Origin of the sequence: Pseudomonas sp. RIT-To-2 (assembly GCF_029623465.1) — a bacterium.
Lineage (GTDB): Bacteria > Pseudomonadota > Gammaproteobacteria > Pseudomonadales > Pseudomonadaceae > Aquipseudomonas > Aquipseudomonas silvicola.
Genome location: NZ_JAPYKM010000030.1, coordinates 32,606 through 45,458 on the forward strand (window position 1 = coordinate 32,606; position 12,853 = coordinate 45,458).

7 protein-coding genes are annotated in these 12,853 nt (G+C 64.3%); 3 read left to right on the forward strand and 4 right to left on the reverse strand.

Features of this window, described 5'->3' with window-relative positions:
- Nucleotides 1–19 precede the first annotated feature (19 nt).
- On the reverse strand, nucleotides 20–805 hold the full coding sequence (locus tag QBK88_RS22675) for a TatD family hydrolase (RefSeq protein WP_277963788.1): 786 nt from the start codon (nucleotides 803–805) through the stop codon (nucleotides 20–22).
- A 3-nt stretch (nucleotides 806–808) separates the two neighbouring features.
- Nucleotides 809–1,804, reverse strand: coding sequence for a catabolite repressor/activator (gene cra, locus QBK88_RS22680; RefSeq protein ID WP_277963789.1), 996 nt, complete (start codon nucleotides 1,802–1,804; stop codon nucleotides 809–811).
- A 349-nt stretch (nucleotides 1,805–2,153) separates the two neighbouring features.
- On the opposite strand from cra, the gene ptsP reads away from it, so the two are divergent.
- From ptsP to QBK88_RS22695, 3 genes are read left to right on the forward strand one after another with little or no spacing between them, the layout of a single operon-like run.
- Nucleotides 2,154–5,024, forward strand: a complete 2,871-nt coding sequence (gene ptsP / locus QBK88_RS22685; protein WP_277963790.1) for a phosphoenolpyruvate--protein phosphotransferase — start codon at nucleotides 2,154–2,156, stop codon at nucleotides 5,022–5,024.
- Nucleotides 5,025–5,966: a 1-phosphofructokinase gene (pfkB, locus tag QBK88_RS22690; RefSeq protein ID WP_277963791.1), complete on the forward strand. Its 942-nt coding sequence runs from the start codon at nucleotides 5,025–5,027 to the stop codon at nucleotides 5,964–5,966. It abuts the gene before it with no gap.
- A gap of 11 nt (nucleotides 5,967–5,977) precedes the next feature.
- Nucleotides 5,978–7,717 carry a PTS fructose-like transporter subunit IIB gene (locus QBK88_RS22695; RefSeq protein WP_277963792.1) on the forward strand — a complete coding sequence of 580 codons (1,740 nt, stop codon included), beginning with the start codon at nucleotides 5,978–5,980 and terminating at the stop codon, nucleotides 7,715–7,717.
- Nucleotides 7,718–7,847: 130 nt separating this feature from the next.
- On the opposite strand, the gene QBK88_RS22700 is transcribed toward QBK88_RS22695, so the two are convergent.
- Nucleotides 7,848–10,229, reverse strand: coding sequence for a sulfite reductase flavoprotein subunit alpha (locus QBK88_RS22700; protein ID WP_277963793.1), 2,382 nt, complete (start codon nucleotides 10,227–10,229; stop codon nucleotides 7,848–7,850).
- A 127-nt stretch (nucleotides 10,230–10,356) separates the two neighbouring features.
- Nucleotides 10,357–12,660 carry a TonB-dependent receptor domain-containing protein gene (locus QBK88_RS22705; RefSeq protein ID WP_277963794.1) on the reverse strand — a complete coding sequence of 768 codons (2,304 nt, stop codon included), beginning with the start codon at nucleotides 12,658–12,660 and terminating at the stop codon, nucleotides 10,357–10,359.
- Nucleotides 12,661–12,853 lie beyond the last annotated feature (193 nt).

Below are 12,853 nucleotides of genomic sequence, written 5' to 3' on the forward strand. Positions count from 1 at the left end.
GGGGCAGTGACGTGAGCGGTCAGGCGCCAGGCCAGTTGAACATGTCACAGGCATTCGCGGTACTGGCCGCCGCCAACGCCTGTGCATCAACCCCCATCACCTCGGCCAAGGCCTCGGCAATCTTCGGCAAATGCTCCGGGCTGTTACGTTCTCCGGCGTACATCACCGGGGCCATGTCCGGTGAGTCGGTCTCCAGCACCACGGCTTCCAGGGGCAGGCGGGCCAGAGTCTTGCGCAGCTTCACCGCCTGCGGCCAGGTGCCCGCGCCGCCAAGCCCCAGTTTGAAGCCCAGTTTCAGGTATTCCCGCGCTTCTTCATGACTGCCAGCGAAGGCATGGATGACCCCCGCGCGCTTTAGCTTGAAACGCTTGAGCGTGGCGATCACCGCCGCGTGGCTGCGCCGCACGTGCAGCAGCACCGGTAATTCGAACTCGGCCGCCAGTGTTAACTGCGCCTCGAACAAGGCTTGCTGGCGTTCGCGGTTCAGGTCTTCGAGGAAGTAGTCCAGGCCGAATTCGCCCACCGCGCATAGCTGGCGATGCCCCGCCAGGCGTTCCAGCCAGCCGTGCAGTTCGGTCAGATGAGCCGGTTGGTGCTCATCCAGGTACACCGGGTGCAGGCCGAAGGCGGCGTACAGTTGCGCATCGCCTTGCACCAGGTTCCACACCCGCTGCCAATTGGCCTGATGCACACCCAGTACCACCATTCGTTGCACGCCCAAGGCGCGAGCGTTGGCCAGCACCGCCGGGCGGTCGACGTCGAAGTCGGGGAAGTCCAGGTGGGTGTGGGTGTCGATCAGCCCCATGGCTCACGCCTCGAAAATGCGCTGCTTGAAGGTACGGGCTATGGCGTGCACGCCAGGTTGGTATTCGTTGCGCTCCACCGCGGCCAGTGCCAGCTCCAGGGCTTTGCTGGCAATCAGGTCGTGTTGCTGGCCCATGGCGTTGATGGGCAAAGGCAGAAAGTCCAGCAGTTGCGTATCACCGAAGGTCGCCAGATGCAGCGAAGGGAATTCATCCTGATGGCCTTGCAGCACATCGAACACCCCCTGCAGCAATACATAAGAGGTCGTCACCAGGGCCGCGGGCAGATGGCCCAGTTGCTCCACCAGCTCGGCCATTGACTGGCGGCCGCCTTCGCGGCTGAACGATTCGCCTTCGGACACCAGCACCTTGCCGGTGAAACCTTCCACGGCCTGATGGAAACCGGCGGCGCGGGCCTGGCTGATGCTCAGCTCGGGGCGGGCGCCAATCAGGGCGATATCCCTGGGGGTTGTGCGCAGGATGCTGCTGGTCAGTTGCAGGGCGGCGTGCTGGTCGTCACTGACCACGGAGCAAAAGTGGTTGCTGTCCATCACCCGGTCAATGGCGATGATCGGCACGCCTTTGTTCTGCAGCTCCAGGTAACTGGTGTCTTCAGGCGGCAGGCAACTGGCAACGAACAAGGCGTCACAGCGGCGGGCCTTGAACAACTGCTGCAATTGCAGTTCGCTGGCCGGTTCATCGTCGGAGCTGGCGATCAGCAACTGATAGCCGTGCTCGCGCGCACGCTTTTCCAGGCGCTTGGCAATACGGGCATAACTGGGGTTTTCCAGGTCGGGCAGGATAAAACCCAGCGTACGCGTATGGCGGCTGCGCAGGCCGGCAGCCTGGGGGTTGGGCGTGAAGCCATGTTCCTGCACCACCGCCTGGACACGCTCCACGGTGGTCTTGCTGATGCGCTGCTGTTGCGCCTTGCCATTGATGACGTAACTGGCGGTGGTCACCGACACTCCGGCGAGGCGAGCAATATCACTGAGTTTCAACCGAGTATTCCTTGTTTTACGGCGTGCGACGCCGGGCGTTCAGGCTGCCCGATGCATTTTTCACCATCATTGGCCACCGCGGCAGGCGACCATTGTCGCAATGCCGCCGTCAGGTTGGGCTTCAATGCCTGAAGATTATCGGGTAACGTGCCTGTCATTCTAGGTTAAACGATTCAGCCGGCGTGTTTTCTGCCGAAAAAAATCTGTCGGGGTGGTCAGTAAATTTTCCCGTCGATGGCTGGCTGAGGTTGTCCAACAGCTCGGGGCTGACCCTGCAAGGGTTTCGGTCCTATGCTGCACCCTTAAAACAAGACTTCTGCATCCTGTGGATGCCGTAAAGGAGATTGGCATGCTCGAGCTCACTATAGAGCAGATATCCATGGCCCAGCGTGCCGTGGATAAACCCGCCGCCCTGCAATTGCTCGCTGAAAAGCTGGTTGCCGATGGCCTGGTGGCCGACGGCTACCTGGCGGGCCTGCAAGCGCGCGAGGCCCAGGGTTCTACTTTCCTGGGGCAGGGCATCGCCATCCCCCACGGCACCCCGGAGACCCGTGACCTGGTGTTCGCCACCGGCGTGCGCCTGCTGCAGTTTCCTGAAGGCGTGGACTGGGGTGATGGCCAGATCGTTTACCTGGCCATCGGCATCGCGGCCAAGTCCGACGAGCACCTGCGCCTGCTGCAACTGCTGACCCGCGCCTTGGGCGAGACCGACCTGGGCCAGGCGTTGCGCACGGCCAGTACCCCTGAAGCGCTGCTGAAACTGTTGCAGGGCGCGCCCCAGGAACTGGCGCTGGATGCGCAGATGATCAGCCTGAGCGTGGCCGCCGAAGACTTCGAAGAACTGGTATGGCGTGGCGCCCGCCTGCTGCGCCAGGCCGACTGTGTCAGCAATGGCTTCGCCGCCGTGCTGCAGCAAGTGGAAGCCTTGCCCCTGGGCGACGGCCTGTGGTGGTTGCACAGCGAACAGACCGTGAAGAAACCCGGGCTGGCGTTCGTCACCCCGCAACAACCTTTGCGCTACCTGGGCCAACCGCTGACCGGGCTGTTCTGCCTGGCCAGCCTGGGCGAGGCACACCAGGCTTTGCTGGAGCGGCTGTGTGGTTTGCTGATCGAAGGCCGCGGCCAGGAACTGGGCCGCGCCACCAACCCGCGCGCGGTACTGGAAGCCTTGGGCGGTGATGTGCCGGCCGACTGGCCCAGCGCCCGCATTGGCTTGGCCAACGCCCACGGCCTGCATGCGCGCCCGGCCAAGGTGTTGGCGCAATTGGCCAAGAGCTTCGAGGGTGAGATTCACCTGCGCCTGGTGGACAGTACCGAGCCTGCCGTGTCGGCGAAAAGCCTGAGTAAGCTGTTGAGCCTGGGCGCCCGCCGCGGCCAGGTGCTTGAATTCATCGCCGAACCGGCCATTGCCAATGATGCGCTGGCCGCATTGCTGGCGGCAGTTGAAGAAGGCCTGGGCGAGGAGGTCGAGCCGCTGCCGGCGGTTGCCGAAGTGACCGTAGTGGTTGAAGAGGCCGCCGTTATCGTACCCAAGGTGCAGGCCCCGGTCGCGGGCCAGCAGATCCAGGGGATCGCTGCCGCGCCGGGCATCGCCATGGGCCCGGCTCATGTGCAGGTGCCGCAGGAATTCGACTACCCGCTGCGCGGTGAGTCTCACCCGGTGGAACACCAGCGGCTGCAAGACGCTTTGGTGCAGGTGCGTGAAGACATTGAAGGCTTGATCCGCCGCAGCCAGGCCAAGGCCATTCGCGAGATTTTCGTCACCCACCAGGAAATGCTCGACGACCCGGCGCTGACCGATGAGGTCGCCAGCCGCCTGAAGCAGGGCGAAAGCGCCCCTGCGGCGTGGATCAGCGTGATCGAAGCCGCTGCCCGTCAGCAGGAAGCGTTGCAGGATGCCCTGCTGGCCGAGCGCGCCGCCGACCTGCGCGACATTGGTCGTCGTGTGCTGGCGCAACTGTGCGGCGTGGAAAGCGTCGATGAGCCAAACCAGCCTTATATCCTGGTGATGGACGAGGTGGGCCCGTCCGACGTCGCCCGCCTGGACCCCGCCCGCGTGGCCGGTATCCTTACCGCGCGCGGCGGCGCTACCGCCCACAGTGCCATCGTTGCCCGTGCCCTGGGCATCCCGGCTATCGTGGGGGCGGGCGAGGCGGTGCTGCTGCTCAAGTCCGGCTGCCCGTTGATGCTCGATGGCCAGCGCGGCCAATTGGTGGTCGAACCCAGTGAAGAGGTGCGCCAGCGCGCCATCGAAGAGCGCGAAACCCGTGCGCGTCGCCAGGAAGCCGCGAATGCCCGGCGTATGGAAACCGCCGTCACCCGGGACGGCCACCCCGTTGAAGTGTTCGCCAACATCGGTGAAAGCGCCGGCGTCAAAACCGCGGTGGAGCAGGGCGCCGAAGGTGTCGGCCTGTTGCGCACCGAGCTGATTTTCATGGCCCATTCCCAGGCGCCCGATGAAGCCATACAGGAAGCTGAATACCGCCGCGTGCTCGACGGCCTGGCCGGCCGGCCACTGGTGGTGCGCACCCTGGACGTGGGCGGTGACAAACCGCTGCCTTATTGGCCGATCGCCAAGGAAGAAAACCCCTTCCTGGGTGTGCGCGGCATCCGCCTGACCCTTCAGCGTCCCGACGTGATGGAAAGCCAGCTGCGCGCGCTGCTGCGCGCCGCCGACAACCGCCCGCTGCGGATCATGTTCCCCATGGTGGGCAGTGTCGAGGAGTGGCGCCAGGCTCGGGACATGACCGAGCGCCTGCGCCTGGAGATACCGGTCGCTGACCTGCAACTGGGCATCATGATCGAAGTACCGTCCGCTGCCCTGCTGGCGCCGGTGCTGGCCAAGGAAGTGGATTTCTTCAGTGTCGGCACCAACGACCTGACCCAGTACACCCTGGCCATCGACCGTGGCCACCCGACCCTGTCGGCCCAGGCGGATGGCCTGCACCCGGCGGTGCTGCAACTGATCGACATCACCGTGCGGGCTGCCCATGCCCACGGCAAGTGGGTGGGCATCTGTGGCGAACTGGCCGCCGACCCGCTGGCCGTGCCGCTGCTGGTAGGCCTGGGCGTGGATGAATTGAGTGTCTCGGCGCGCAGCATTGCCGAGGTCAAGGCCGGGGTCCGCGAACTGACCCTGGAACACGCAACAAGCCTGGCGCAGACTGCGCTGGGCCTGGGCAGCGCCGCCGACGTGCGCGCCCTGGTGGAGAAACAGTAAATGGCCAAGATTCTGACCCTGACCCTGAACCCGGCGCTGGACCTGACCGTGGAACTCAACAGCCTGCTGGTGGGCGACGTCAACCGTACCACGGCCATGCACAGCCATGCCGCCGGCAAGGGCATCAATGTCGCCCAGGTGCTGGCTGACCTGGGGCATGAACTGACGGTGGCCGGTTTCCTCGGCCAGGACAATGTGCTGCCGTTCGAGGCGTTGTTCGTCGCGCGTGGCTTCACCGATGAGTTCATCCGGGTGCCGGGTGAAACCCGCACCAACATCAAGCTGGCCGAGCGCGGCGGGCGGATCACCGACCTCAATGGTCCTGGCGCTTTCGTCGACGATGAAGCCCAGGCCGCGCTGCTGGCGCGCCTGGAGCGGATCGCCCCCGGCCACGATGCCGTGGTGGTCGCTGGCAGCCTGCCCCGGGGCATCAATGCCCAGTGGTTGCAGGCGCTGTTGGAACGCCTGGTTGCGTTGGGCCTGAAAGTCGCCCTGGACACCAGCGGCGCGGCGTTGCGCGCGGGCCTGGCCACCCAGCCGTGGCTGATCAAACCCAATACCGCGGAATTGGCCGAAGTGCTCGGCGAAGCCGTCGACACGCCAGCCCAGCAGGCCGCCGTGGCCAAGCGTCTGCACGCCCAGGGCATCGAGCATGTGGTGATTTCCCAAGGCGCCCAGGGCGTCAACTGGTTCAGCGGCCAACCGGCGCTGCAGGCCCTGCCGCCCACGGTCGACATCGGCAGCACCGTGGGTGCGGGCGACTCGTTGCTGGCGGGCATGGTTCACGGCCTGCTGAGCGGCGCCACCCCACACCAGACGTTGTGCACCGCCACCGCCATCGCGGCCATGGCGGTCAGCCAGATCGGTTTTGGCATCAATGACCACGCCGAACTGGCGCGGCTCGAAAGCGGCGTCTGCGTGCGCGCGCTTGCAGAACAATAAGAGGGTATGAGATGAAACTTGCCATCGTCACGGCTTGCCCCAGCGGCCGCGTCTCCAGTGTTCTCAGTGCACGCTTGCTCGATGCCGTGGCCCAGCGCCAGGGCTGGAGCACCAGCGTTGAGGTGCATGACCCGCAGCACCCTGAAAACAAATTGTCGCCGGCCACCATCGAGGCCGCCGACTGGGTACTGGTGATCAACACCGGCCCCATCGACCTCAGCCGTTTTGTCGGCAAGCGCCTGTTCCAGAGCAGCCCGGCCGCGGCCCTGCAGGACGCCGACGCGTTCCTGCGCCAGGCCGCGGAGCAGGCCAAGGTTCACGAAGCGTCCAGCGAGGCCGTTGTCGCGCCGGTAGCCGACCGTGCGCCGCGGCTGGTGGCCATTACTGCGTGCCCGACCGGCGTAGCCCACACGTTCATGGCTGCAGAAGCCTTGCAGACGGCCGCCAAGCAAATGGGCTACGACCTGCAGGTCGAGACCCAGGGCTCGGTGGGCGCGCGCAACCCGCTCAGCGCCGCAGCCATTCAGGACGCCGACGTGGTACTGCTGGCCGCCGACATCGATGTGGCCACCGAACGGTTCGCCGGTAAACGTATCTACCGCTGCGGCACCGGCGTGGCGCTAAAGCAGGCCAAGTCGATCCTCGACAAGGCCTTGGCCGAAGGCAAGCAAGAGTCTGCTGCCAGCGCTGGTGCTGCCGCGCCGGCCAAGCAGGAAAAGACCGGGGTCTACAAACACCTGCTCACTGGCGTGTCGTACATGCTGCCGATGGTGGTAGCGGGCGGCTTGATGATTGCCCTGTCGTTCGTGTTCGGTATCACTGCCTTCAAGGAGCCGGGCACCCTGGCTGCCGCGCTGATGCAGATTGGTGGCGATAGCGCCTTCAAACTGATGGTGCCGCTGCTGGCCGGCTACATTGCCTACTCCATCGCCGACCGGCCTGGCCTGGCGCCCGGCATGATCGGTGGCTTGCTGGCCAGCACCCTGGGTGCCGGTTTCATTGGTGGCATCGCGGCAGGCTTCATCGCCGGTTACGCCGCCAAGGCCATCAACCGTTACGCGCGTTTGCCGGCAAGCCTCGAGGCGCTCAAGCCGATCCTGATCATTCCGTTGCTGGCCAGTTTGTTCACCGGCCTGGTGATGATCTACGTGGTGGGCAAGCCGGTGGCCGGCATGCTCGAAGCGCTGACCCACTTCCTCGACAGCATGGGCACCACCAACGCCATTCTGCTGGGTGTACTGCTGGGTGGCATGATGTGCGTCGACCTGGGCGGCCCGATCAACAAGGCGGCTTACGCGTTCTCGGTAGGCCTGCTGGCCTCCCAGAGCTACGCACCGATGGCCGCCACCATGGCTGCGGGCATGGTGCCTCCCATCGGGTTGGGCATCGCCACCTTCCTGGCCCGCCGCAAATTCGCCCAGAGCGAGCGTGAAGCCGGCAAGGCTGCGTTGGTGCTGGGGTTGTGCTTCATTTCCGAAGGTGCCATTCCGTTTGCTGCCAAGGACCCGTTGCGGGTCATCCCGGCCAGCATCGCCGGCGGCGCCTTGACCGGTGCGCTGTCCATGTACTTCGGCTGCAAACTCATGGCACCCCATGGTGGTTTGTTCGTGATGCTGATCCCCAACGCCATCAACCATGCATTGCTGTACCTGCTGGCCATTGCCGCGGGGGCGGCGGTGACGGCGGTCGTGTATGCGGTGATCAAAAAGTCCGAAGCTGTGGAACTGGCGGTAGAACCCGTCAAGGCCTGACCCTGGTGCGCCCGCCTGCACCGGCAGGACCGGGCGCCAGCTCGGGAAGGGCGCACCGCGTAGTGTCAGTTACGGCGCGGCGCCTGGTTCCCGAGCTTCGCTTGGTCTAAAGGGTTCGCATGCGCCCATATCAGTAAACGTCGCGGCGGTAGCGCCCTTGTTCGCTCAGCGATTCCAGGGTATCCGCCCCGAGCACTTCACGCAGCACTTCATCGACACCGCCCGCCATCCCCTGAAGGCTGCCGCACACATAGATCAACGCCCCCTCGGCCACCCACTCGCGCACCTGCCGCGCATTTTCGCGCAAGCGGTCCTGCACGTAGATCTTCTTCGCCTGATCGCGAGAAAACGCCAGGTCCAGACGGGCCAGGTGGCCGTCCGCGAGCCAGCTTTGCAATTCATCCCGGCACAAAAAGTCCTGCGCCTGATTGCGCTCGCCAAATACCAGCCAGTTGCGTGCATGGCCCTTGGCAATTCGGGCCTTGAGCAAACTGCGCAATCCAGCCAGCCCCGTACCGTTGCCGATCAGTATCACTGGCGCATCGTCACGCGGTGCATGGAAGCCATTGTTGCGCCGCACATGCAGGCTGATGAGCGCGCCCAGCGGGGCATGCTCGGTGAGCCAGCCCGAGCCCAGGCCCAGAGTGCCGTCAGGGTGGCGTTCCTGGCGTACGATCAATTCCAGTGCGCCGTCCTCGGGTACAGAGGCGATGGAGTACTCCCGGGCCTGGGTCTGCAGGGGGATGTCGCTGGTCAGGCGCGGCATCATTTCGATCAGGTCGCCGGCCTCCCACGGGTGAGGCGCCGGCGGCGTCAGGCGCAGCAGGTATACCGGCGCACCCTGGCTGCCTGGGTTCAGCAGTTGCCGCTCGCTCAGCGTCCAGTCTTCGTACAGGGGCGCCTGCCAGGCCATCGTCGGTTGGGCGCCGGTCAGTTGGCCCAGTTGTTCCTGCCACTGTTGCAGGCGTAGCGGGTCGGCGCTATCCACCTGCACGGGCTCGAAGGCGCTGCGGGCGCCTTGCTGCCCGAGCCAGGCATGCAGGCGCTGGCCAAAGCCGCAGAAGTGCTGATACTGGCGGTCACCCAAGGCGAGCAAGGCGTAGTTCAAGTGCCCGAGCGCCAATGCCTGGCCGAGGAGTTTGCGCTCGAAACCACGGGCGCTGTCGGGTGCTTCGCCGTCGCCGAACGTGCTGACGACGAACAGCGCATGGGCGGCCTGGCGCAGGTCGTGCTCGCCCAGGCGCGACAACGGCTCAACCCGCACCGCGAGCCCGGCGGCCTGCAACTGGTTGGCACTCTGCCAGGCCAGTTGTTCGGCGAAACCGCTCTGGCTGGCAAAACCGATCAGCCAGCCGCCTTGGGTGTCGGTATTGCCCAGTTGCTGCCGCACGGCGCGCACCTGGCGCTTCTTGCGGCGGCGGTCCAGGTACAACAGCCAGCCGGTAACGAAGAACAGCGGCATGCTCAACGCCGCCAGTGTGTTGAGGATGCGCCCGGGGAGACCGAAGTAGCTGCCCACGTGCAGGGCATACACGCTGTCTAGCAATTGGCCGCCCAGAGGCTTGTCGGCAAAGCGTTCATGCCGGCGCACCTGGCCCGAGAGCGGGTCCAGGACCAGGCTGTTGAACGCGCGCTCGTGGGGCGCGTCCTGAAGCAGGTAGAACACCGTCAGCGGTTGGCCATTGGGCGCCAGGCGCAGGTTGTAGGCGCGCAGGGCAGGGCCCGCCTGACTGCGGATGCTGTCCCACACCGCGTCGTAGTTGACGTTTACCGGGCCTGTGGGGGGCGTTGGCCGCGGCATACGACCGCCACGCTGGCCTTCGCGGTGTTCACCCTTGGGGGCGCTGCCCAATAGCGAACTCATGCTTTCACGCGCCCAGTCGTAGGACCAGAACAGCCCTGTCACGGACAGCAGAAGGTAAAACAGCAGGCACCAGGTACCCGTCACGGCGTGCAGATCCCAGTTGAAACTGCGACCTTTTCTGGCCCAGTCCAGGGTCAGCCAGGCGCGCCAGTTCAGCGCCTGGCGCGGCCAGCGCAGGTACAGGCCCGACAGGCAGAAGAACACCAGAACCAGGGTGCAGGCCCCGGTGATGTTCTTGCCCACTTCACCCATGGCGAGGAAGCGGTGCAGTTGCAAGGTAAAGCCGAAGAACCCCTCGCCACGCACCTTGCCCAGCAGTTCGCCGGTATAGGCGTTGAAATAACGCAGTTCGCCGCGACGCTCGCCGGGTGGCGGCATGTAGAACACCCGTGAGGCCAGGCCGGTATCGGTTTCCACCCACAAGGCGGTAATGGGCTTGCCCTTGGCGGCTTCCAGCCTGGGCACCAGCACCGAGGGCGGCAGCACCCCGCTGTCCTGCACCTGGACGTGCAGGGTGTCAGGGTTCAGGGCGCGCAGCATCTCGTCCTGGAACGATACCAGCGCACCGGTCACGCCCATCAGCGCCAGCACCAGGCCTGCCGTGATGCCGAAAAACCAATGCAGTTGGAACAGTGTTTTCTTCAACACTTTTAATCACCTTGCCGAAAGCTGGCACCGAACGCGGAGGGCATTATGCCGGATCGGTTGCGAATAAATCTCATGCACGAAAAAGCCCCGCTCAACCGGTGAGCGGGGCTGGGGCACTTCTCTTGAATCAGAAGTGGAAGTTGGTGCTGAACAACACGGTGCGGCCGGCTGCCTGGTTGGCGAAATGTGCGGCGTACGCCTTGTCGTAATAGACCTTGTCGGTCAGGTTCTGCACGTTGAGCTGGAAGTCGACGTTCTTGCTCAGCTTGTACGCGGCCATGGCGTCGTAGCGGGTGTAGGACGGCACGTACACCGTATTCGCCGTGTCGCCCCAGACTTCGCCTACGTAGAAGGCACCGCCGCCGATGGTCAGCTTCGGCGCCACCTGGTAGGTGGTCCACAGGCTGGCGCTGTGTTTCGGCGTGTTGGGCAGTTCCTTGCCGTCGGTGGTGGCACCGCCTGTCACTGTGCCGCTACGACCCGCCAGGCCGCCGCTGACGATTTCGCTGTCCAGGTAGCTGTAGCCAGCGAACACTTGCCATTTCTCGGTGATCTTGCCGGTGGCCGACAACTCGAAACCGTCTACACGGGTCTTGCCGGCGTTTTCGTAGGTGTTGGTGGCTGTCAGGACGTGGGTGTTTTCCTTTTCGGTGCGGAACACGTCAGCGGTCAGCGACAGTCGATCGTTCAGCAGGTCCCACTTGGTGCCCACTTCGTAGTTCTTGGTGGTTTCCGGCTCCAGGTCGCTCTGGATCACGGTATTGCCAGCAGGGATGCCGTTGCCGTCCACGCCCTCGTTAAGCATGGAGCCCGGTGGTGTGGCCGAGGTGGCGAACGAGGCATAGATGCTGCCGTTGTCGGTTGGCTTGAACACCAGGCCGGCTTGCCAGTTCCAGAAGTGCGAATCATTGCTGACCTTGCCGCTGGTGTCGCTGTTGGCAGTGGTGTCGAAGCTGTCGTAGCGCGCACCCAGGTTCAATAGCCATTGCGGGTCCAGCTCGATCGTGTCGAACGCGTACAGGGCACGGGTGGTACCCGTGGTCTTGGTACCCTGGTAGTTGCGGGTGATGGTGCCGGTGTAGTCGTCGTCCGGGTTCGGGTTGCTCAGTGAAGTACAGGTGCCGCCGTAGGACTCGCCCGGCTGGCAACCAACTCCGCCTGGCGAGGCTGCGGTCGGGTTGCTGTTGGCCGGGTTGGAGAAGGTGTAGCCGGTGACATGGCTGACTTCACGGGTGAATTCGACACCGGTGGAATAATTGTTCTTGAAGCCCAGCGCGTTGAATTCGCCAAACAGGTCGGTCTGGTTGGTGGTTGTCTCGGTGGTGCTGACGCGGGCGTTGGCACGGCGCCATACGGTGCCGTACTTGTTGACGTTCTTCTGGCTGTCGTCTGGCTGGGTGAGGATGTAGTCCTGACCGGTGTTGCCGTGGCGCAGGGTGTTCTTCAGCGTCATGGTGTCGCTGAAGTCGTGCTCGAACGAAACGGTGCTGATGTCAGCGCGGGTCTTGCGGAAGTCGCGGTCTTTCAGGCCGTAGAAGTTGTTGCTGTTGCCGCCATCGGTGGGCTTGTCGTGCACGTGGGCGGTAGCGGTGGCCGAGCTGTAGCCGTAGGGAATGCCCGAGTCCGGCAGGTCGTTGCTTTCCACGTGGTAGTAGCTGAGGTTCAGGCGGTTCTCGGTGCCCAGGCCGAAGGTCACCGATGGTGCCACGCCCCAGCGGTCGTAGTTCACCGCGTCACGGCCAGCCACGTTCTGCTCGTGGCTCATCAGGTTCAGGCGGAACGCTGCGGTGTCGAGGAACTTGCGGTTCACGTCCAGGGTGTAGCGGCGGGTCTGGTCGGAACCGTACGTGAAACCACCGTCGATGAAGTCGTGATCCTTGGGCAGTTTGCTGACCAGGTTGATGCTGCCACCGGCAGAGCCACGGCCGCCGAATGCCGAGTTCGGGCCCTTGCTGACTTCTACCGACTCGATGTCGAAGATTTCGCGAGTCTGCGCGCCGGTGTCGCGCACGCCGTCCAGGTAGGTATCGCCCTGTGCATCGAAGCCACGGATGAAGGGGCGGTCGCCTTGCGGGTTGCCGCCTTCACCGGCGCCGAAGGTGATGCCGGGCACGGTGCGCAGGGCGTCCTGCAGCGACGTGGCGGCAGTGTCCTTGATCACTTGCTGCGGGATGACGGTGACCGACCGCGGGGTGTCGGTCAGCGGCGCGGTATATTTGTTCGAAGCCGACTTCTCGACCTGGTAGGAAGGCTCTTGCGCCTCACCGGTAATGCTGGTGGCACCGAGCGAGATCGCCCCGTTCTGCTTGGAGCCAGTGTCTTCGGCCGCTTGGGCGAATTGGGTAGCCGAGGCGGCGCCCAAGGCCATGCCAATGGCCGAGACCAGCAAGCGTGGCGAGCTGACAGGTATGTGAGCGTGTTGACGTGACATTGTTTTTAGCCTTCCCCAAGGTGTGTCGAGGCGGCGGAATGTAGGGTAAATGAAACTCGGTATCAATTGCGACACGGTGCCATTCGCGTTGAATTTACGTTCTTTACAATTTTCGGTTACCTTTTTTACAAATTCGTACGATGGCGCGTTGTACACAGTCAATAAGAATCAATACCATTGGCATCCCTCCGCC

Excerpts from the sequence above, each read along its gene's own strand:
- QBK88_RS22675 (WP_277963788.1), bottom strand. The coding sequence starts at position 805 with ATGGGGCTGATCGACACCCACACCCACCTGGACTTCCCCGACTTCGAC.
- ptsP (WP_277963790.1), top strand. The coding sequence starts at position 2,154 with ATGCTCGAGCTCACTATAGAGCAGATATCCATGGCCCAGCGTGCCGTG.
- pfkB (WP_277963791.1), top strand. The coding sequence starts at position 5,025 with ATGGCCAAGATTCTGACCCTGACCCTGAACCCGGCGCTGGACCTGACC.
- QBK88_RS22695 (WP_277963792.1), top strand. The coding sequence starts at position 5,978 with ATGAAACTTGCCATCGTCACGGCTTGCCCCAGCGGCCGCGTCTCCAGT.
- QBK88_RS22705 (WP_277963794.1), bottom strand. The coding sequence starts at position 12,660 with ATGTCACGTCAACACGCTCACATACCTGTCAGCTCGCCACGCTTGCTG.